This is a genomic window from Mesorhizobium sp. USDA 3734, from assembly GCF_056279665.1.
This window is the reverse complement of sequence record NZ_JBWCCW010000001.1, coordinates 4575502-4597142: the sequence shown is the minus strand read 5'-3', so window position 1 is coordinate 4597142 and position 21641 is coordinate 4575502. Positions and strand designations below refer to the sequence as shown.

Genomic DNA, 21641 nt, shown 5'->3' with positions numbered 1-21641 from the left:
AAGCCGGGTTTGACGTTGATTTGTGAAAAGCCTCTGTCGCTCGAAGGACCGCGTCGCCCATTCCGCGATGCAAGCGGCTGATGCCACGAAGTACCTCGCACGGCCGGACGAGCGCTTGGCGATGTACGTGTTCCAAGTGCAACGGAGCGGATCGACCGGTCGATCGTATACCCGCGGCGCGTTTGTCGTGTCTGGCTGACCCAGATCAGTGCTGACTCCTCGTCGGCCTGCTTTCAATCGACCAGTCTTTCAAGGGAGAACGCATGTCTAGCCGGACGGAAGCTGAGCGGCATCAGGTGCTGGCCGGGTTCGCTGGTGGCGCGGGCATCGTCGAAGCCGCGAGCAGGCCGGTGCACGTCATTTCAGGAGCCGATGCGTTCGAATGAGCGAGTTCAAGCCAGTTCGGTTCGCTGATGTCGCGCTCGAGGGGCAATTCTGGCGCGAGCGGCTGGAGACGGTGCTGACACGGACCATCCCCAGCCAGCACGTCCAGCTTGGCAAGCAAGGTGTATTGCTATCCCTCACACTGCCGAACCAGTCGCTGCCACTGAACGTCCCAGGCAACCAGCACGATTTCGGGCAGGTGTTCTGGGATTCCGACGCCGGCAAGTGGATAGAAGCAGCATCGTACGCGCTGTCACACAGGCGTGACCCCGACATCGAGGCACGGATCGAAAAGATCGTCGATGATCTCGAAAAGGCGCAGGCTCCCGACGGTTATCTGAACTGCTGGTACCTGCAGCGCGAGCCCGACAAGCGCTGGACCAACCTGCGCGACAATCACGAACTCTACAATCTTGGACATCTGCTCGAGGGCGGCATCGCCTACTTCCTCGCGACGGGCCGGCGCCGGCTCCTGGACATCCTTGAGCGCTATGTTGACCATGTGCGCAAGACCTTCGGCCCGAACTCCGGCCAGCAGCGCGGCTATTGCGGCCATCAGGAAATCGAGCTGGCTCTCGTTAAGCTCTATCGCTTGACGGGAGAGAGAATACATCTCGATCTCGCGGCCTATTTCATGAATGAGCGCGGGCGCCAGCCGCACTACTTCGATCAGGAAGCGGTCGCGCGCGGGGAGAACCCCAGGGATCTCTGGGCGAAAAGATATGAGTACAACCAATCGCACAGGCCGGTGCGCGAGCAAACCAAGGTGGTCGGACACGCGGTCCGAGCGATGTACATGCTTTCTGCCATGGCCGACCTCGCGGCGGAACTGAATGACGACAGCCTCAAGAAAGCATGCGAGGTGCTCTGGGCCGACGTCATCTCCTCGAAAATCTACATCACGTCCGGCTTGGGTCCGGCTGCAGCGAATGAGGGCTTTACTGAGGACCACGACCTGCCGAACGATACGGCGTATGCGGAGACCTGCGCCTCGGTTGGCCTGATCTTCTGGGCACATCGCATGCTGCATCTCGAACTCGACGGCCGATACGCCGACGTTCTGGAACAGGCCTTGTTCAACGGAGCGCTGACCGGCCTTTCGCGCGATGGCGAGCGCTATTTCTACTCCAATCCGCTCGAGAGCGATGGGCGACGCAGCAGATGGGCCTGGCACCCGTGCCCATGCTGCACGATGAATACGTCTCGTCTTATTGCTTCGGTCGGAGGCTATTTCGTCTCGGCCAGTGAAAACGCAATCGCGTTCCATCTCTACGGCGGCATTTCGACGAACATCCAGCTCGCTACGGGCAATGTGTTCCTACGGGAAACCAGCGCCTATCCGTTATTCGGCTCGATCAGGATCGAGGTCAGCCCTCACGCGCCGGCCGAGTTCACCATCAACCTCCGCATTCCCGGTTGGGCTCATGAAGCCGAAGCCTCGGTTGGGGGATGTGCAGTCGACGTGACGGCATGCACCAGAAATGGCTATCTTTCGATCTCGCGGCTATGGAATGCCGGAGACATCATCGCCCTCGAGCTACCGATGTCTCCCGAGCGCATCTATGCTCATCCGTCGGTCAAGCAGGACATCGGCCGGGTGGCTCTCAAGCGCGGGCCGTTGGTTTATTGCGTTGAAGAGGTCGACAATCCCGGGGGGGCGGTGCAGCAGCTAAAACTGCCGCGAGACGCCAGGATCGAAACGGTGGAACGGGGCGATCTCTTCGATGGCGTGGTCACACTGACTGCCTCCGCGGAGCGTGTCGAAGACCAAGGGTGGGGAGACAGCCTGTACAGGAATGCGCCCCCGATCGTTTCAGGCTGTCGGCTAACCGCTCTGCCATATTATCTCTGGGACAATCGGGCGAAAGGCTCCATGCAAGTGTGGCTGCTGGAAAGCTGAATTCAGCGCTGTCGCCGTATGGAGAGGCCACTTCTCAACCAATGAATGCCGACAACATGCAGTCATCAGAAGCCTCAAATAACATTTTCATTTGTCTGGCGGGTGGTCCACCGGTCCGTGCTCTGGTTGACGAGTTCCACGACCTGATTGGAGCCGACTCTGTATACAGGCAGCTATGGGCGCTGCGTCGGTCAAAAACCGCCCACGTGACAATCTCGCTTGGTGGCTGGCTATGTGCTTGGCTGCGCGGACGCGAGCGCTGGTCCGATCACCCGCGTACGCGTTTGAGGCGATTGCCTGCTTCGTTGCTGATTTATGCGGATTTTCCCGCCCTGCGCCTTGAGGCTATGCGATGGGCATTGGAACGCAGCGCACAACAGGAGGCTGAACTCAACCAGCGTCTCACGAGGATAGCCACCGCGACGGCGTCACGCTGATGGGCGGCCCTGATGACAGATTCGATATCGTTGTCGTCGGAGCCGGGCCGGTCGGCCTTTCCTTCGCCGCATCACTCGCTCAAAGCCAACTCAATGTCGCAGTTGTCGAACAGAACTCAATCGATAGTCTCGCCAATCCGCCTTTTGATGGTCGCGAAATCGCGCTGACCCACGCCTCGATCAGAATCCTTCGCGAGCTCGGCGCCTGGGACGCCATCCCCGCTTCGGACAAATCACCGCTTCACGGCGCGCGCGTGCTAAACGGTTCGAGCCCTTTCGCTCTGCGTTTCGATCCTCCCAGCGGGTCTGGAGAACCCCTCGGAGTTTTGGTCCCAAATTGCCGGATCCGCGACGCGCTGTTCAAGATCATCCACTTGCAGAAACACGCGCGGCTGCTGTGCGGCCACTCGGTCGTAGATGCAACAACCAGCCAGACAGGAGCAGTCGTAACGCTGTCTGATGGCATGCAGTTGAACGCTAGGCTTGTCGTTGCCGCCGATTCACGTCTGTCCGCCACTCGTGATCTGCTCGGCATAGGCGCCGATATCAATCGGCTTGGCTACTCGATGCTAATATGCCGGGTGCGGCATGAGCACGCCCACCACCAGGTGGCAATCGAATGGTTCGATCACCATCAAACGATAGCGATGTTGCCCCTGGCGGAGGGCGTGTCGTCGCTGCTGCTCACTCTCCGCTCAAACGACGCTGAGAGACTGCTTGCCTTCCGCGACGATTTGTTTCTGAGGGAATTGACGAACCGGTGTCGAGGGCGCCTTGGAAAAATGACCTTGGCAAGCAAGCGCCATACCTACCCGCTGGTCACGACTTGGGCGCACAAATTCCGAGCTCCCAGCGCCGCACTCATCGGCGACGCTGCTATCGGCATGCACCCGGTGACTGCGCATGGTTTCAACATCGGTATCAGCAGCCAGCAGCAACTCGCCTCTGGAATCCTAACATCATGTCGCGACGGTCGCGAGATTGCCGATCCCGACATGCTGCACGGATACGAAAGGTGGCTGCGCGTGTCAGCGGCGCCGCTCTTCCATGGCACGAACATTCTCGTCGGGCTCTACTCAAGCGAGAACCCGGCGGCACGGCTTGCAAGACATGTGGGGCTTCGGTTCGCCCAACATGTTCCCTTTGTGCGGCACGGCATTTCGGCCATGCTTAGGCGATGAAACCGTACCAGCAGCTTTGGACTTTTGCTCGATGTATTGGGGGCGCTTGGGACAGAGTGGCCACATTCCCCGGAGTAATTCGCTGCCCCTGCACGCAGAGGCGACAGCTTCCCGCGGCAGGCGCTAAATGTCGCCCGAAGAGGCATTGTGTCAGCGCTTTATCAGCCCAAACGCTGATATCGCGCTGAGTAGTTAACCCCTCCTTTAGTAGGCTTGCATAGGGATGTGCTGCGTACAAGCAGGAGATGCAAGCTGACCCGCCCGACCCTGAAAGAAGAAGACGCGCTGGAGGCCAGAATCCTTCAGGATCAGCTTTGTGATCTGAGGGCAGGTCTCTTCGTGTCAATGCCGATAAGCATGGTCCTATCCGGCCTGATTTTGACCGTGCAGGCCCTTTCCGGGAACGGCTTTGCCGCCGCAATCTGGTTCTTAGTCGTCAATGCCATAAATGCCGCCCGCCTTGCACTCGCCCATTATCAGCTAAAGGAGACGGTAACAGGGATTTCGCAGCGGCTTCGCTGGTTTGGCGTCCTTGCTCTTCTGGCAGGGTTTGCCTGGTCCTTTCTTGCCGTCCTTACTGTTGGCTACACGACACCTCAAGCGCCGCTGCATCTGATTATTCTGGCGGGCATTTCAGCTGGTGCGGTTACATACGGCAGTTCATACGCGGCAGTAGCGACCAACTTCATCACACCGCCACTCCTGATCACGGTGGGGTGCTTGTCGGCGAAAGGCAACTTTGAAGATTACGTTCTGGCTTTTGCCGTTCTGCTTTTCATGGGCGGCTTGGTTCGAAGCTCGTTTGTAGGGCAAACCCGCTTCCGCGAAGCAAGCCGCCTGAGACATGAGGCGGAGCGGCTTGCGGCGGAAATGGAGCGCAATTCCAGAGAGGACCCCCTGACGGCCCTTCTCAACAGACGGGGCCTTGAACACGCGATCAATCAGCTCGAGAATACAGACGGTCCCTTCCTGGCAATGCTGATTGATCTAGACGGCTTCAAATCTATCAACGATACCTACGGTCACAGGACCGGTGATGAACTGCTCGCCATGATCGCCCGCCGGATAGAGCAGGAAGCGCCGGCAGGCTCAACGCTCGCCCGTATCGGCGGCGATGAGTTCGTGCTGTTTTTTCCGTCACTCAAGAGTTCGCTTTCTCCCAGCAGCCTCGCATCCAATATCATAGCCAAAGTCGCCAGCCCCTATCCTGCGGTCGCGTCCGTCCGGATCGGTGCATCGATCGGAATATACTTGGCTGAAAGGCCGGGGCTGACGGAAATGTTGCTCCGGGCGGATGTCGCCCTTTACACGGCCAAGCGTCGTGGCAGGAACGAATTTCGCCTGTTCGATGCCGAACTCGACATGGAATTGCAACGTCGCCAGTCCATCGAACGCGACCTTCATTCGGCGATAGAGGCGAGAAGGTTGGCACCTTGGTTCCAGCCCATCGTAAGACTCGATACCGAGGCCGTGATCGGTTTTGAAGCACTGCTGAGGTGGTCCCATGCGATCCATGGTTCCATCTCTCCACCCGAAATCATGACAGCCGCACGCGAAACCGGAATGCTTCAACTGTTAACGCAAACGGTATTCTCCGACTGTTGTGCTCTTATCGACGGCTTGGTGAAAGCTGACCGTCGAGATGTTCGTGTGGCAATGAATGTTTCACCGCGCGAATTGGAAGCCGGCGATATCGACGACATGGTTCTGAATGGTCTGGCGGCGAAAAACCTCCCGGCAACGATGTTCGAAATCGAGATTACTGAAGAATCTCCAGTGGACCCGGACAGAGTAGATGAAAAGCTCGGACGGCTTTCACATGCCGGCATTTCCATCGCGCTCGATGACTTCGGCACCGGCTTTTCCACGTTGGCATCGCTCAAGGACAGTCGGATACGCAAGGTGAAAATAGATCAAGGCTTCATCCGCGGCTTGACCAAGTCTCGGGAGGACCGGCTGCTTGTCAAAACCGTGATCGATCTTGGTCGGGCGCTCGGGATCGATGTCATGGCCGAGGGCGTCGAAACAGAGGCGGACCGGCAAATTCTGTACAAGCTCGGCTGCAGAACTGCTCAGGGCTTCCTATTCTCCAAGGCGGTGCCTCTCAGCCAGGCGCTTGAGGTTGCAGTTAAAGAGCGCCCGAAGCGATGTTGATCGCCGCCGTCATCAGTCACTGCATCGAGCAGAGCGTTAAAGTACCGATGGGCTGCGGTGAGGCGGGAATGGGAAACGCGTTGATCACTGGCGTCCAAGAGCGCAATGGGTTCGACGTAAACTCGGTTAGGAAGTAGATGCCGGGCTCGGTTCGGTAAAACAAAAGGACGACGGTTGTATAAAATCTCCGCTGAGTCGCGTCTGCAAAGGCCGGTTCAGATGAGTTCAGATCCCGGATGGGTAATCCGATGGGAGTGCAATGGTGCCCATTAACTCACGGCCGGCAGTGGCGATCACCCGGTGTCCCATCGTGCATCGTCTGCGCAAGATCCGCATGTCCATCCGCTGACCGCACCAAGGGCATATCCGGAAATGCTTCTCTTCACCCTCGTCCGGCTCATCATGGTCATTCAACGATTTCGTTCATTCACCTTAGCTAATATACTAGTCCTTCCTTGAGATCCTTGATCCGTCGACCCTAGTCGTCCGCCTGTTCCGGGGCTGTTCGCGAGCCTTCGTCCTAGGCGAGCGCCGTACGCAGCAGCGCAACCAGATTGTCGGGCGCTCCCAAGTGTGCCGGCCAATCGGCCGTCTCGCTAGGAAGTCGTCGACCGACATCCAGTTGGCTGGGTCGGTGCCGGTACTCACCCCGGTGCTTCAATATAGAGTTGTAAATCGTCGGGCTCGAAAACGATTCCATGTTCCGGCGTCGTCGATTGTGACAGCATTTTGAAACAAGGATCCTCGACCTCGATAGTTGTCGGCGTTAGGCTACATCAGAGTATACTCCGATGTGTCGTAAGGACGTAGAGTCCCGCGTACTGGACCGACAAACTGCCAATGCATGTCACCAGGTGAAATCCGTATCGGTGAATGTGAGGCGGCCGAGTTGATGGTGTTGGCGTAGACACGGGCGCTCCTGCCGCTCGGCTTGCGAGTCGACGCCCCGGCGCCCACTTCAGACATCGAGCGCGTCCGGGTCGCGGACACCGCCTCCCAGGCAGCCTCATACTGGCGCTCGCTCTCCAGTTCCGCCTGTCTCGACAGGATATCGTGGGCGCGGGAATCGCTCATCATAGCATTCTTTCTTCGGTGGTATCAGCTTGTTCGAGGCCCAGATCTTTTCGAGGGGCCGGTCGAATTTCGTTCGCTTTTTGCGATATTCAAGGAAGCGCGGCGGGGCTTCAAGGAGATCGATTTGACAATGACGGAGAGCCTACCCGGCGCCCTGACGAGGCGAAGCAAGCAGGTTGCAAAGCGGCTGATCGGCTACGATTCCCGCAACTGGCTGCGCATCAGGCAGATCGAGGCGTTCACCGCGTTTCTTGAGGCCGACGGCCGCAAATCCTCAGACGTGATCGAGATCTCGCCCGGCTGGAACCGTCACTGGAAGACGATCTGCTCGAACTACACCTCCGTCGATTTCCCTGATTTCGACATCTGCCAGGATCGCACCGACCGGCAATATTCCGTCGTCATCGCCGACCAGGTGCTGGAGCATGTGCAGCGCCCGTTTGCCGCGGCACAGAATATCCACGCCATGACCCGGCCGGGCGGCTGGGCGATGGTGGCGACGCCGTTCCTGTTCAGGGTGCATGCCAGGCCGCACGACTACAACCGCTGGACCGCCGCCGGCCTCAAGCAGGTCCTGGTCGAGGGCGGCTTCCCCCAGGCAAACATTGAAGTGTTCAGCTGGGGCAACAAAGCCTGCGCAAAAGCCCATATCGGCGGGCCGGTGCGCGCCTACGGCCTATGGCGCGACCTCAGCAACGATGAGGAATATCCGCTGATGGTCTGGGCGTTCGCGCACAAGCCGGGGTGAGAGCGTAGTCTCCCCCCCTTGATGACCCCTTGAGGGGAGATGCTCGGCAGGGCAGAGGGGTCGTCTCGCGTAAAGCGCGGGCATCCTCCGTCCCCGATAAGCCGCTTCAACACGTGCCGACCCCCGCTGTCGCCTTCGGCATAATCTCCCCCTTAAGGGCATATGCGCTAAGATAGTTTTGGCATGGACTGAAATTTGCGCTTTCGTGGTGGCTCACGCCATCGATGTCGCAAGGCAGGGAGATTTTGGCGCAGGATTGCCAAGGGAGGTTGAGCAAAGATCGCTGCGATCAGAGAGGCGACGATCTGGCGGGTGGCGCGCCACAGTAGCGGGCGCCCGTCGCTCAAGGGGGAGAGACACCAAACTCCTGCGAGAGGGGTTCGGTCACAAGCGCGATGAGGAAGTGGGCAAGAATCCAAGGCTTTGCGATCCTTGGGTCTTTGGCGGGGGGAGCGCGCAGTCCGATCAGGCTCTTCAGACGTTTGAAGGCGAGCTCGATGCGCCAGCGCATGCGATAGAGCTTGAGAACTGTGTCGGCGTCAAACTCATCCTGGTCGAGCGAGGTCACAAGGATCACGAAGCCGGCAGCAATCAGCGTCTCCTGTCGAACCTGCGTGCCCTTGGCCTTGGCTTCCTTGTTGATCTTGCGTCGTGCTTCTTGTGCCGCGGCCTCGGATTTGCGCAAGGCGATCAGGCGCATCTTCAGGGGATCGCCCTTCTTGAGGCCCAGCCAGACAGGCGTTTCGATGACCTCCTCGCGGCAGCTCTTCAGGTGGCCGATGAGATCGAACGCCGTGCCGCTGGCGTCGAGCCATCGCACATTCTTCCACGCCGCGCGCACGAGAACGTCGCCGCCTTGCGCCAGGACCTTTGCGATCCGCTCGGCCTGCAGATAGGCGCGGTCGCCGATGCGGATCTCGCCCGGTATCACCGGCACGCGGTCGATCAGCTCGGCCTCGCTCTGGTCGGTGATCTCGATGAAATCGAACTGCTCGCGCTCAAGCTCGAAGGCGCAGTGCATCCGCCAAAGGCCATTGTTCTTCTTCTCATGCACACCGGCCTTGGCAACCGCCGTCGCATCGAGGATGCGGATCAGCCGGCCTTTGGCCAGGCCTTTCTCCTCGCGCTTCAAAAGATACCCAATCAACTGCTGCAGCCACGGCCCTGCATTGCGCAGCCGGCCGAGCAACGCCACATCCGAGATGTCGGCGATCCCGCTTGCCGCCGCCCAGGCCACGACGCCCCGCATGCCCACCTTGCCAAGGCAATAAGCCAGCGTCAGGCGCAACAGATCAGTAGCCGACCTGACACCCCGCGGCCGCAGGAACGCCCTCGTCTCGCGAGCACTCCCTGTGATCAACTCTTCACCGCCGAGGAGTTCAATCGTCTCGGCCCAGCCGTCATCTACAAGCGATTCGTGAGTCATCGCAGCGTAGAATCACAACCGATTCCCCGCTGCAACACCTATCTTAGCGCATATGCCCTTAAGGGGCCCTCAAGGTGGGAGATTATGCCCACACCCGGCCGCTTCACCTGCCTCGCATGCCGGTGCCAATACCACCAGGCCAGCGCCCGGTTCCTGAACGTGTGTTTCATCGCGCCTATCTCATCCCCCTACCAACACGCGGCGCTGGCCGGTGAGCTCGCTCGGCGACAGATCGGTCTTGACCGTGCCGGCGGTGCCCTGGCGCTGCTCGAGTTCAGCCCGAAGCGGTTTCGGGCGGCTAGGCGCGACGCAACGCTGCCGCCTGCCGGGTTACGGCCGGAACGGCGAAGATTTTTTGCTCTACGACTGGACAAGAGAAAGCTGGAACCATGTGCCTTTTTCAAAAGCCGCCGGCGCTGAAGCCGCTGCCACCGACACCGACCATTGCCGACAAGGACGTGCAGGCGCGCGAAGCAGCGGCGCAGCGCCATTCCATTTGCGGCCAGCGCCCGCGCCTCGACGCGGAAAGCGCCGCGCGCGGCCACCTGCGGACTGAGGACGGCGTGGAAGAACTCCGTGATGCCGGGCACGCAGCGCCTCATGCGGCACGTGCCCCAGCTCCAAGCGATCCATAAGCCGCCGCGCTGCTCGGCCGCGCCAAAGCCAACCTCCGGATTGTCGTCCAGCTCGGCGACTGGGTGAACACTCTGGCCGTAGTCGTGGAGCGCGATGAACAGCTTCGCGAGCGAAATCGCTTGCAGAGCGCCGTCGCCGAACTTGAAGACCGACTCTCGAGCGAGCTCGCGGTGGACGATATCATCCACGCGCGGTCGTTGCTCGAAAGCCTCGATCTCGACCGGCTCGCAATTGAATTGGTGGAAGGCGAGCGTCGGCTTGCCGATCTTGGTGAGTTGCTACAGCAGCAGCTCGTCCGGCGCACCCGGGCCACCGACAAGCTCGATGCGATCGGCGGCGACAGCGCAGTGGCCCGGGTGTCGGTCGTCGCGACGGGTCTGCGGAACAATGCAAACGTCATACAGCTGAGCAAAGGATCGCCTGAGCCAATCGATGTTCCTTAGGGTACCATGCCGAAAGGGTGCGGTGGATGCCGCCTTCTACCAGCAGAGCGGTGCTGAGGCCGGTATCAACCTTGAGGTCAGGCTACTTTTCTGATGTGTGGGTAAAGCAACCTTTTTCCGCCACCTACTGTCCGGTCGCCCGACTCAGGATCAGACGTAGTCGACTACCTATCTATCCACGGCGCCCTGGAACGACACGCACTTCTTCAATGAAAAGATAAACTTCTCATCGAGGCGCGCGCCGAACTCGATCAGGATAAGCGCAAGGACCACTATCGCGAGGTGGCCATCATCGTTCGAACGAGGGCGGTGTGATCGCGCCGATGTTCGCACAGGAATCGACGCCATCTCTGACAAAGTCGGCGGCTATGTTAGCGGTCGGCGCTCGGGTCTTATGGACGGTTTCGCCTTCAACAAATGCTGGCTCACGGCCTAATTTGCGCATTCGAGTGGGTGCGCGTCGCAGTGTGCGTGCTGCCCTTTTCTTCTCTCGATTCTTCTCTCGTTCCGAATTTTCGCCGGGGCTCAATGGTGCCGGCGACGAGGCGCAATCTATCACTCAGCCAGTAGGCGACCCCCGAGGCGCTCGCCAATCTACGCGGCGCTGTAAGCGGGGAAGGATTTCATGGACCATCGGCCGGCAGAAGCGGGCCTGGTGTTTCGTGATTGTCGCGGCGCCGTTGCCTGCAAGGAGGCCGATGTTCACTCGAACATCTCTTGCCTGGTCCGAGCGGCCAGCCACTCTCCATCACGGGTTTGAATTCGCATCGCTACTCTCCCGCACGCGGAGTATGCCCTGCACGTCAATCTCCTGTCCGCCGGACTGGCGCGTCTCCCACGAACCGGTCTTTGAGATCACGCGAGCGTCTCGCCGTCGACGCGGTCGAGCGCAGAAGATCTCGCGCAGATCTGCCGTGCGGTAGGCGGCTCTTCAACCCGGCGCTTAGGGTTTCGATTCTCTCCCGCATGTCTCGGATCATGCTTTCGCGTGAGGGGCGGGAACCGGAGATGGCGTTCGCGATCACGGATTTGATCGGCAGGACCGTCTCCCCGCGATTTGGACCATCGCGCGCCAAGCCCGGATCCTGATGGCGGCTTTGAAGCTGTGCCATTACGCCTTCGAACTCGGCCAAATCGGCACTGCGAAGAACTGCGACCGGATCGAGCCGAGAAAGCACGACTGCGAGTGCGTAGGTCGACGACAATCCTAGGGCCGTCGAGCATGAACAAGACCGTCCTTGCCTTATGGTCTGTGAACTCCGGCTTTGACCTCCACGGATGGCGTAAATGATGCAGTCAAAAGTGTGCATACCGCGACGGCGACCACATTGTTTCAGTGTTTTCAACAGCGTAAGAATCTGACGGTATTATTGACGGTATTCCTTGGTTAGATGATAAGATTTGATCAGTTAAAACAAACAGATATAGATCTAATTGATGATTGAGTGGGAGTGATTCAGGCCCACTCAAACGCCGCCGAAAATACGCCAATCTGCGACCTAACCTACTGAAAACAAAAATAAATCCTTTCGGGGACAATCAACGATAATCGGTAAGCAGAGATTGGCTTTGACGGACCGCTTGACGGACCTTCCGCATATTGCCCACCCGAATTTTTCCAAGTACCGTCGCAGCCAATGAGGCTCGTGACGGTACTTTTTTGTGCCTTAAGGCATTGAGGAAAAAAGGAATTTCCTGCCGCGAAGCCTCGAAATTGTACTGATGGTACTTTTCAGGAGGCAATGGGTGTGCTGACGGACGCCGCCTTTAAAGCCCTGAAACCAAAAGTAAAAATCTACAAGATTGCTGACCGTGACGGCATGTACGTCCCCGTCATGCCCAGTGGTGCGATCTCGTTTCGGCTGGATTACAGGCTCAATGGACGTCGCGAGACGGTCTACCTGGGCAGATATGGGAGAGGGCGGTATCTCGCTCGCGTTGGCCTGAGGGAAATGCCTCGGCGCGAACCGCGCTATTGGCGAGGAGCGATCGCCAGCAGGCTATCCACGTAAGAGACATCTTGAAGCAGATTTACAGCTCTGCATGGTGAAAAGGTCGCCAATCCGGCTGATGAAGTCGGGCCGGCGTCAATTGCTACGTTCGTTTCAAAGGATCGCTCGCTCTCGCCCTCAGAAATCCGGGTGATGCTGAAGCAGCTCGAGCACGTCCCCACGCTTCCCACGATCCGTTTGGGAATGCGGCTTTATCTGCTCACCATGGTGCGCAAGAGCGAAGTGCAGGACGGGGTGGGACGAGGTGGATTTCGAGCAGCAAATGCTCGCGGTTGGCCGCGCGCTGATGGCGAACCATGGTCCGCCCACCGAGCGACGGACGAATAGCCAGGTTGGCGCGCGGCTAGACTACGCGTAGATTCCTGATAGGCCGGCCAGGTGTCAGCGCCTCCGCTGCGGCAATGATTCCACGCGCGTCGATGCCGAAGTGGCGGTAGAGGTCGGCAATGGTGCCGGTCTGACCGAAGTGCTCAACGCCAAGTGAACGTGTGCGGTGACCGTGCACGGATCCGAGCCAGGCCAACGCCGCGGGGTGGCCGTCGATGACGCTGACGATGCCGCAATGCGATGGTACGCCTTCCAAGAGGCGCTCAATATGGCTGCGTGCGTGTGAAAGGCCATTGTCGCGGGCACGCTGCGCTGCGGTCCAGCCCGCATTGAGCCTGTCAGCCGAGGTCACGGCGAGAAGGCCTACATCGCGGCGATCCTCCGCCATCAGACCGATCGCTTCAATCGCTTCCGGAGCGATTGCGCCCGTGTAGGCAACGACGATCTGAGCATTGGGACCCGGCTTGCGCATCCAATAAGCCCCGTTGAGAATCTCTTGCTCCAACTCCGGCGTGATCACGCGTTGTGGCTGCTCGATCGAACGCGTGGACAGGCGCAGATAGACAGAGCCGCCGGTTGAATCGCGCAGCCAAGTCACCCGATCAGATTCCGTTTCACCCGATCGCTGCATGTACTCGAACGACCATCGCATCATCACGGCAAGCTCGTCGACGAAGGCAGGCTCGAAGCTCGCCAAGCCGTCCTGCGCCATACCGATCAGTGGCGTGGCGATCGATTGGTGCGCGCCGCCTTCTGGTGCCAGGGTTACGCCAGATGGCGTTGCTACCAACATGAAGCGGGCGTCCTGATAACAGGCGTAGTTCAGCGCATCGAGCCCTCGTTCGATGAACGGATCGTAGAGCGTACCCACCGGCAACAGGCGCTCACCGAAAATCGAATGCGACAGGCCAAGTGCCGACAGCATGATGAACAGGTTCATCTCGGCAATGCCAAGTTCCATATGCTGGCCCTTGGGCGAGAAGGTCCAGTTGTAGGTCGAGGGAATGCGTTCTGTCTTGAACAGGTCCGCCATCTCCTCCCGGGCGAAAAGCCCGCGCCGGTTGACCCAGGCGCCGAGATTGGTCGACACTGTCACGTCGGGCGCCGTGGTGACAATGCGGCTGGCAAATGGCGTGTCGCTCTTTGCGATCTCATGCATCACCAGGCCAAAGCCCTGCTGGGTCGACATCGAGGGTTGAGCGCCGAATTCGAGCCGCTCCGGCACCTCGATGACCGGCGAAACATAGCGGCGGCGGCCGGACTGCACAAACGGTACGTCGGCAAGGAACTCCTTCAGCGTGGCTTCCGGCGTAGCGAGGCCTTCGAATGGGTTCCACTCGCGGCCTTCGCGCACCTTCATCGATTTGCGCAGGATCTCAACCTGGGTCGGGGTCATCAGCCCGGCATGATTGTCCTTGTGTCCGGCAAGCGGCAGGCCGAAGTCGCGCATTATGGAAGAGTTCAAGCCGGGCAAGCCGTCGTCCCTGATGCTGCGCACCCATTGTCAGACCTCCGGCGTGTCGCTGCAGGAGCAGGATCCCTACAACAACATCGTGCGCACTGCCTATGAGGCAATGGCCGCGGCACTGGGCGGCACGCAGTCGCTGCATACCAATTCCTTCGACGAAGCGATCGCACTGCCGACCGAGTTTTCCGCCCGCATCGCGCGCAACACGCAACTCATCCTGCAGCACGAGACTGGCGTGACCAAGGTCGTCGACCCGCTCGCTGGTTCCTACTATGTCGAGAGCCTGACCCATGAACTCGCCGAAAAGGCCTGGACACTGATCGAGCAGGTCGAGGCACTGGGCGGCATGACCAAAGCCGTCGTCGCCGGCCTGCCCAAACGCATGATCGAGGAGGCGGCGACACGCCGTCAGGCCGCTGTCGACAAGGGCGAAGAGGTCATCGTCGGGGTCAACAGATACCGTCTCGACGAGGAAGACAGGATCGACAACCGCGACATCGACAACGCGGCGGTGCGCCGTTCGCAGATCGCCCGTCTTGAACAGACAAAGCGTCAGCGAAATCCCAAGCGCGCTGACGCAGCCCTTGCCGCGCTTGGCGAGATAGCGGCAAGTGGCAAGGGCAACATCCTGAAAGCCGCGGTCGAGGCAGCCAGAGCGCGCGCGACGGTCGGCGAGATTTCCGATGCCTTGCGCAGTGCCTTTGGCGACCATGCGGCCGTTCCCGAAGTGGTCAGCAAGGTCTATGGCAAGGCCTATGAGTGCGAACCCGAATTCATCACGCTGGTTGCGCGCATGGAGGAAGTCTCGGCGTTGCTTGGCTCAAGACCGAGGATCATGGTCGCCAAGCTAGGACAGGATGGGCATGATCGTGGCGCGAAAATCATCGCCTCGGCCTTCGGCGACATCGGCTTCGAGGTCGTCACTGGCCCCTTGTTCCAGACCCCGGGCGAGGCGGCCGACTTGGCGATAGCCTCGAAGGTGCATGTCGTCGGCGTGTCTTCCTTGGCGGCCGGCCACAAGACGCTGTTACCGCAGCTTGTCGAGGTGCTGGAGGAAAAGGGCGCGAGCAACATCATCGTCGTGTGCGGCGGCGTCGTGCCGCGCCAGGATTATCAGGTGCTGTTCGAGCACGGGGTGTCAGCTATCTTTGGCCCCGGCACCAATGTCATCGACGCCGCGCGCGCCGTGCTCGATCTGCTGGAGGGCAGAGGGCGAAACACCGCGTAGCCGGCGTTCAAGAGCGTCGGACTCTCGAACCTATCTCAGGAATTGGCGAAAGCGGCGAAGCGAAAAGGCAAACAACCCAGTGCCAATGGCCAGCAACGCCGCAAGCTGCGGCCAGACGACGCCCAGGCCAGCGCCGCGGAACAGGACGGCCTGGGCCAGTATGACAAAGTGCGTGTTGGGCGCGGCGAACATGATGGCCTGGATGATCTCGGGCATGCTCTCACGCGGCGTGACGCCGCCGGACAGCAACTGAAGCGGCAGAAGCACCATCATCAGCAGCAAACCGAATTGCGGCATCGAGCCCGCGATGGTCGCAAGGAAGATCCCCAGACAGGTCATGGCGAATATGTCCAGGGCGGCGCCGGTCATGAACAGCAGCGCTGATCCGTTCGTGGGCACGGAGAGCAGGCCCTGCACGACAAAGACCAGCGATAGGCCGGAAGCCACCAGCACGACGAGACCCATCGACCAGACCTTGCTCATCATGATTTCGAATGGCTTTACCGGCATGACCAGCAAATGCTCGATCGTGCCATGCTCGCGCTCGCGTATGAGTGCCGCGCCGGTCAGGATGATAGAGAGCATGGTGATCGAGGAAATCACATCGGTGATGGCGCCAAACCATCCCTTGTTGAGTTCGGGATTGAAACGCGCGCGCAAGTCAAGATTGACAGGCAGTACGGTTTCGGCGCGATAGCGATCCAGAAATTCACTCACTTCCCCCGATACGATCGACTGGACATATCCCCCGCCGGTGAAGGCCTGCGACATGCGGGTCGCATCGATATTGAGCTGGATCGTGGGCGATCTGCCGGCCAGGAGATCGCGCTGGAAGTTCGGAGGGATATCGAGCGCGAATGTGTCCATGCCGGAATCCATGCGCCTGTCCATTTCGGGCTGGGAGATGAGCCGGGGCGCCGTGAAAAAGGGAGGGTAGAACGCGGTTGCGATGCGCGAGGACAGCGGCGACTGATCCTCGTCGACGATCGCGATCGGCGCGCGATTGAGGGTTTCCGGCATCGCCTTGGACGCTGTGTAGATCGCCAAGGTGAAAGCATAGGCGATCAGCACGAGCAGCATCGGATCCCGCGCGAGACCGCGCAGTTCCTTGATGCCGAGCTGGAAGATGTTGGCGAAACGCATTTCAGCGGGCCTGTTTCCTGAGAAGTGCCGCTCCAAGGCCGAGCAACACGGGGATGGCGATGATGAGTGGCAAAAACGCGCTGGAAAGATCGTCAAAGCCGAGTGCCTTTGAGAAGGCGCCACGCGAGATGATGACAAAATAGGTCATCGGATAAATCTGGCCAATGAAGGCACCCACGCCCTGAAGCGATGAGACGGGATCGATCATGCCCGAATATTGCGAGGCCGGAATCATCGTGATCAGCGCGGTTCCGAAGATCGCCGCGATCTGGCTGCTCATGAAAGTCGAGAGCAGCAGCCCCATCCCCGTCGTGACGATGACATAGAGAAACGCGGCGGCGGCGAAGGTTGCAAAACTGCCGGTGAATGGCACGCCAAAGATGAAGATGGCAAAGGCTGTCAGCAGCAGGAAGTTCAGCATCGCGAGCACGACATAGGGAATCTGCTTGCCGAGCAGGAACTCGAACCTCGTGACCGGCGTGACGTAGAAATTGATGATCGAGCCGAGTTCCTTTTCGCGCACGACGCTCAGCACGGCCAGCATCGACGGTATTAACAGGAGAAGCATCGGGATCACTGCCGGAACAATAGCATCGAGGCTCCGGACATCGGGGTTGTAGCGATAGCGGATCGCCAGCTGAAAATCACCGACCATGGCCGCGTCGCCATAGATCTCGCGTGCCTTCTGGGCAAGCCAGCCTGCGTGCATGCCTTGGACGTAACCGCGCACGGTCTCGGCACGCGTCGGCATGGCGCCGTCGATCCACGCGCCGATGGTGACGTTGCGGCCGCGCGCCAGGTCGCGACCGAAGCCGGGCGGAATCTCGATCGCCAGGCTGAGTTCGCCGTCTTCCATGCGCCGGTCAAGATCGGCGTAGTCCGATATAGGCGCCTTTTCGGTGAAATATCGCGAGCCGACGATTTGCTGCACGTAGTCGCGGCTGATTGCCGTATCGTCGTGATCGAGGACGGCGAACGTCATATTCTCCACGTCCATGTTGATGCCGTAACCCACGACGAGCATCAGGATGAGCGTGCCGACGATGGCGAGCGTGGCGCGGATCGGATCGCGCAGGAGTTCGAGCGCCTCGCGCCGCGTATAGGCGAACATACGGCGGGGATCGAAGAAGCGATTGCCACGCTTTTCCTGCGGATGCTTCGTCCACCCTTCCGGCGCGTCGGTGGCGTGTCCCGGTTCGGTCCCGGCATCTGGCGGTGCGGTCTCCTTCGTGGCGGCCGCGCTCTCGAGATAGCGGATGAAAGCCTCCTCAAGCGTCGGCGCCGCCCGATTCTGGACGATCATCGCCGGCGTATCGGTGACAAGAACCCTGCCGGCATGCATCAACGAAACGCGGTCGCAACGTTCCGCCTCGTTCATGAAGTGTGTCGAGACGAAGATCGTGACGTTCTGCTTGCGTGATAGCTCGCAGAGGATTTGCCAGAACCCGTCGCGGGCGACCGGGTCCACACCGGATGTGGGCTCGTCGAGGATCAGGATATCGGGGGAGTGGATCATCGCCACGGCAAGCGACAGGCGCTGCCTAATTCCGAGCGGCAGGGCATCGGGAAGCGCATCCAAATGGCTGGCGAGATCGAAGCGCTGCGCCATCTCCGCGATCCTTTGTGGGATGGCGTCTGGAGCCAGGCCGAAGAGCCGGGCATGAAGCTCGAGGTTCTGACGGACCGTCAGCTCGGAATAGAGCGAGAATCCCTGCGACATGTAGCCGACGCGCCGCCGAACTTCGATGTCGTTCGGGTCTATCTCGCGTCCGAAGAGCCGGGCCTTGCCTTCGCTTGCCTGAAGCAGACCGGTCAGCATCTTCATGGTGGTCGTCTTGCCGCAGCCATTCGAGCCCAGGAAGCCGAAGATCTCGCCCCGTTCGATACGGAAACTCACGTCGTCGACGGCGGTGAAATCGCCGAACCGCATGGTGAGATGGTCGGCCTCGATGGCAGCTTCGCCGCCGGTGCCCGCGGATCGGGGCGGGATCACCACCTGCTGATGGCCGTCCCGCCTTTCCTGCGGAAGGAGTGCGATAAAGGCCTCGTCGAGGTCAGGCGCGCCGGTCCGCTCAAGCAGCTCCGACGGCGATCCAGAGGCCAGCACGCGGCCTCCGTCCATTGCGATCAGCCAGTCGAATCGGGCGGCTTCCTCCATGTAGGCGGTTGCAACAATGACGCTCATTCCAGTGCGACCGCGGCGGATCTGGTCAATCAGCTCCCAGAACTGACGACGCGACAGAGGATCGACACCGGTCGTTGGCTCGTCCAGGATCAGGAGGTCGGGATCATGGATAAGGGCGCAGCAGAGGCCGAGCTTCTGCTTCATGCCACCGGAAAGCTTGCCCGCCTGTCGGGCAGCGAAGGGGGCCAGCCCCGTGCTCTGCAGAAGCTCGCCAATGCGGCGCTCCCGCTCATCCCGGCTATGCCCGAACAAGCGGCCGAAGAAGTCGATGTTGTCGAAGACGGACAGCGTCGGATAGAGGTTCTTGCCGAGGCCTTGCGGCATATACGCAATCCTGGGGTAGGTGGTCTGGCGATGGCGGACGTCGGCCATGTTGCCGCCAAGCACCTCGATGCGTCCTTGCTGTATTGCCCGCGCTCCCGCGATCAAGGAAAGCAGGCTGGACTTGCCGACGCCGTCGGGCCCGATCAGGCCAACCATGCAGCCGGCAGGTATGTCCAAGGTGATGCCGTCGAGCGCCCGGGTCCTGCTGTAGGAATGGCCGACTCCTTCCAGCCGAGCGACCGGCTGTGAGGGAAGGCTTGCGGTGGCGCTCGGCCATGCGGTCATTGAGCGAGCTTTCCCTGGAGTTTGGCCGGCCACGCAACCTGCGGATCCAGCCGGATATAGGCCACGCCCGGCAAGCCGGTCTTCACCTGCTGGATGTACTTGCGCAGCAGGTCCGGTGAAATCTGCGCCTTGATCCGGAACATCAGCTTCAGGCGCTCTTCCTCGGTCTCGACCGTCTTTGGCGTGAATTGGGCGACGTCAGCGACGTAGGTGGCCTTGGCAGGGATCACATATTGCGGGGCTGCGTCGAGCACGAGGCGGACCTCCGTGCCGATCGCCACACGGCCTGCCTGGGCCGTCGGCAGGAAGAAGGTCATGTAGACGTCGCCGAGATCGACGAGATTGAGCACGCGCCCACCGGCGGACAGGACTTCTCCAGGCTCCGCCACCCGGTACTGCACCCGTCCGTCGCGCGGAGACTTGAGCGTGGAATCGTCGATGTCGGCGTCGATGCTCTCGATCGCGGCCTGGGCAGCGTCGACCGCCGCCTTGGCGTCGATGACCTGAGCCTTTGCCGCATTGATAGCGGCATCGCTTGCTGCTTGCTGAGCTTGTGCCGCGGCCACCGCGGCTTTTGCTCCCTGCGCGGTTGCCCGGTCGTTGTCGAGAACCTGCTGGGAAATGGTGTTGTTGGTGGCAAGCTGCTCAGTGCGCACCAGCGTGCGCTCGGCGGCGTCCAATTGGGCTTCGCGCTGCGCGACGACCGCGGCCGCGGCCGTTCTTTCGGCTTCGCGCTGCGTTACCAGGCTATTGGCGGTCTCCACGCCGATCATAGCGCGTTGCAACTGGGCTGCGGCCTGACGGTGCTGGGCCTCCAGCTGCACCGTGTCCATGCGGGCAAGCACTTCGCCAGCTTTGACAAAATCGCCTTCATCGACAAGGATTTCCTTGATCCGGCCCGGCGCTTTCGTCGACACGTCGATCTCGACCGCTTCTATGCGGCCGTTCCCGCTCGCTATGCCTTCCGGCAGATCGCCATCCTTGGATTTCTGCCATGCGTAGTAACCACCCGCGCCAACAGCGATCAGGAGGCCGGCGATCAGCCATGTCCGCCGAGAGTTCATCACCGAAGGACTCCCGCGGCACCGGCCGGCTTCGGAAAAGCTCTTGCCGGGTTCGGGGCCTTTTCCTCCACAAGCGCGCGCGCGATCTCGTGCCCCAGCCATCGCCGCAGTTCGGGCGAAGCGGATCTGATTTGTTCGGGGCTTGATGTGATGTCGACCATGGCGAGGACTCCGCTTGGGGTGGCTGATTTTCACGAAGCCAAAACAGAGAGCAGCCGCGACGGCCTTGATCCGCGTCAATCGTGGGCGCGCCTGGACACCAGCATCGTTCGCTGCGGCGCTTCGATGTTGCCTCAAGTTGGCCGATTTGAGCCATATCAAAGGCTCGTGGCCGACATACCCTGACATCAACGCGGATGCCTATCTCAATCGCGAAGCGCTGACGGAAGCGTGCAAGCATGTGGTGATGATCGCCGATCCGCGCACGCTGGGTGAACTGCGCAAGCACTTCGAGGCTTCGCTGAAAGCAAAGCTGGTGGGCGAGCTGACCAAGGATCTCGCGAAACACCCCGTCGAAGCCATCGAGAACACATTGGCGGCGGCTTGAGTCCCGCCCGGATCATGGACCAGGATTCGCTGATCTTGACGGACAGGCTGCCACAGCCAGAGACCGCATGCCACGACCTTGATCGGCATCGGTCAAGGGATGTCCAGGGCATCGGCCGGATCACCGACACGCGGAAGCTACTGCTGCTAGAGGAGAGAGAAGTTCGAGCCGAGAAAGACGAGAACCTGACCGGTAATCAGGGGAATTCTCAGTATGGGGCCATTCTCGCCGCTGTCCTGGATCGGCGATCCCGCGACGTAAGGGTGCACCTTCAGGGTGTTTTTCCAGATCGTCGGAAAATCCGCTCCTTTGTTCTTTTCAGCATTGCACGCATTGAGAAGTCTCGCGACGATGTCCGTCATTGAACCCGCATGAATTAAGCGCCTGATTTGAAATCATATGGAATGAATACGGCGGGGATGGTTTGATCTGGATCAAAAAATGCCGGACTGCTCAGATAGGCACCCAGTCCCTGCCTTCCTTGCGATAAAGACGCTTTACGGCCGTCCAAGCGACGCGGTGAGCTATTTCTTCACTCTTGGCCTCGGTCGGCATATTCATCCCAGGCGCTGTTGAAGGCAGCGCGAAAGATCTCCTGGGCATGAGGGGCAGATGCGTCCTAACGGGCGGTGGAAGATCTTCCTCGGTCGCATAGGGCATTGCTATCCTCATAAC

The 21641-nt window shown here is 60.2% G+C and carries 15 protein-coding genes and 4 pseudogenes; 12 read left to right on the top strand and 7 right to left on the bottom strand.

Going from position 1 to position 21641, the window contains the following annotated elements; all coding sequences use genetic code 11:
* Nucleotides 1-263: 263 nt before the first annotated feature.
* The 6 genes from ACZ89F_RS22260 (at nt 264) to ACZ89F_RS22235 (ending at nt 7878) form a co-directional block, all read left to right on the top strand.
* Nucleotides 264-386, top strand: coding sequence for a hypothetical protein (locus ACZ89F_RS22260; protein WP_476094215.1), 123 nt, complete (start codon nt 264-266; stop codon nt 384-386).
* A complete protein-coding gene (locus tag ACZ89F_RS22255) occupies nt 383-2284 on the top strand; it encodes a glycoside hydrolase family 127 protein (protein ID WP_476094214.1) in 1902 nt (633 codons plus the stop codon). The genes ACZ89F_RS22260 and ACZ89F_RS22255 overlap by 4 nt, the downstream gene beginning before the upstream one ends.
* Before the next feature lie 41 nt (nt 2285-2325).
* Nucleotides 2326-2721, top strand: a complete 396-nt coding sequence (locus tag ACZ89F_RS22250) for a globin domain-containing protein (RefSeq protein ID WP_476094212.1) — start codon at nt 2326-2328, stop codon at nt 2719-2721.
* Entirely contained in the window at nt 2721-3902 is a 1182-nt protein-coding gene (gene ubiM, locus ACZ89F_RS22245; protein WP_476094211.1) for a 5-demethoxyubiquinol-8 5-hydroxylase UbiM, read from the top strand. Before ACZ89F_RS22250 ends, ubiM begins: the two co-directional genes overlap by 1 nt.
* A 225-nt stretch (nt 3903-4127) precedes the next feature.
* Nucleotides 4128-6056, top strand: a complete 1929-nt coding sequence (locus ACZ89F_RS22240; protein ID WP_476094210.1) for a putative bifunctional diguanylate cyclase/phosphodiesterase — start codon at nt 4128-4130, stop codon at nt 6054-6056.
* Between the two features lie 1204 nt (nt 6057-7260).
* Nucleotides 7261-7878, top strand: a complete 618-nt coding sequence (locus ACZ89F_RS22235; protein ID WP_476094209.1) for a methyltransferase domain-containing protein — start codon at nt 7261-7263, stop codon at nt 7876-7878.
* A 343-nt stretch (nt 7879-8221) separates the two neighbouring features.
* On the opposite strand, the gene ACZ89F_RS22230 is transcribed toward ACZ89F_RS22235, so the two are convergent.
* Complete coding sequence (locus tag ACZ89F_RS22230) at nt 8222-9304, bottom strand: transposase (protein WP_123150424.1); 1083 nt, start codon at nt 9302-9304, stop codon at nt 8222-8224.
* Between the two features lie 389 nt (nt 9305-9693).
* On the opposite strand from ACZ89F_RS22230, the gene ACZ89F_RS22225 reads away from it, so the two are divergent.
* From ACZ89F_RS22225 to ACZ89F_RS22210, 4 genes and pseudogenes are all read left to right on the top strand, one after another.
* The gene (locus ACZ89F_RS22225) at nt 9694-9939 is read left to right on the top strand and encodes a hypothetical protein (protein WP_476094207.1); all 246 of its coding nucleotides are present in this window, start codon (nt 9694-9696) and stop codon (nt 9937-9939) included.
* A gap of 63 nt (nt 9940-10002) precedes the next feature.
* On the top strand, nt 10003-10383 hold the full coding sequence (locus tag ACZ89F_RS22220; protein ID WP_476094206.1) for a hypothetical protein: 381 nt from the start codon (nt 10003-10005) through the stop codon (nt 10381-10383).
* A gap of 16 nt (nt 10384-10399) precedes the next feature.
* Nucleotides 10400-10819 (top strand): annotated as a pseudogene (locus tag ACZ89F_RS22215) (ABC transporter substrate-binding protein); the annotation flags it as partial.
* Nucleotides 10820-12131: 1312 nt separating this feature from the next.
* A pseudogene (locus ACZ89F_RS22210) lies at nt 12132-12699 on the top strand (integrase arm-type DNA-binding domain-containing protein); the annotation flags it as partial.
* Nucleotides 12700-12738: 39 nt separating this feature from the next.
* Here ACZ89F_RS22210 and ACZ89F_RS22205 read toward each other — a convergent pair.
* Nucleotides 12739-14172, bottom strand: a pseudogene (locus ACZ89F_RS22205) (transketolase-like TK C-terminal-containing protein); the annotation flags it as partial.
* On the opposite strand from ACZ89F_RS22205, the pseudogene ACZ89F_RS22200 reads away from it, so the two are divergent.
* Nucleotides 14165-15418: pseudogene (locus ACZ89F_RS22200) on the top strand (methylmalonyl-CoA mutase family protein); the annotation flags it as partial. The pseudogenes ACZ89F_RS22205 and ACZ89F_RS22200 sit on opposite strands and share 8 nt — an antisense overlap.
* Before the next feature lie 30 nt (nt 15419-15448).
* On the opposite strand, the gene ACZ89F_RS22195 reads toward ACZ89F_RS22200, so the two are convergent.
* From ACZ89F_RS22195 to ACZ89F_RS22185, 3 genes are read right to left on the bottom strand one after another with little or no spacing between them, the layout of a single operon-like run.
* Nucleotides 15449-16561: an ABC transporter permease gene (locus tag ACZ89F_RS22195; protein ID WP_476094204.1), complete on the bottom strand. Its 1113-nt coding sequence runs from the start codon at nt 16559-16561 to the stop codon at nt 15449-15451.
* 1 nt (nt 16562) lies between these two features.
* Nucleotides 16563-19355 (bottom strand): ribosome-associated ATPase/putative transporter RbbA, encoded by a 2793-nt coding sequence (rbbA, locus tag ACZ89F_RS22190; protein ID WP_476094202.1) that lies wholly within the window; start codon nt 19353-19355, stop codon nt 16563-16565.
* Nucleotides 19352-20419 (bottom strand): HlyD family secretion protein, encoded by a 1068-nt coding sequence (locus ACZ89F_RS22185; protein WP_476097337.1) that lies wholly within the window; start codon nt 20417-20419, stop codon nt 19352-19354. Before ACZ89F_RS22185 ends, rbbA begins: the two co-directional genes overlap by 4 nt.
* 226 nt (nt 20420-20645) lie before the next feature.
* Between ACZ89F_RS22185 and ACZ89F_RS22180 the strand changes: the two genes are divergently transcribed.
* A complete protein-coding gene (locus ACZ89F_RS22180) occupies nt 20646-20966 on the top strand; it encodes a baeRF12 domain-containing protein (RefSeq protein WP_476094200.1) in 321 nt (106 codons plus the stop codon).
* Between the two features lie 146 nt (nt 20967-21112).
* Here ACZ89F_RS22180 and ACZ89F_RS22175 read toward each other — a convergent pair whose 3' ends face one another.
* On the bottom strand, nt 21113-21328 hold the full coding sequence (locus ACZ89F_RS22175; protein ID WP_476094198.1) for a hypothetical protein: 216 nt from the start codon (nt 21326-21328) through the stop codon (nt 21113-21115).
* Between the two features lie 170 nt (nt 21329-21498).
* Nucleotides 21499-21558: a hypothetical protein gene (locus ACZ89F_RS22170; RefSeq protein WP_476097336.1), complete on the bottom strand. Its 60-nt coding sequence runs from the start codon at nt 21556-21558 to the stop codon at nt 21499-21501.
* Between the last annotated feature and the right edge of the window lie 83 nt (nt 21559-21641).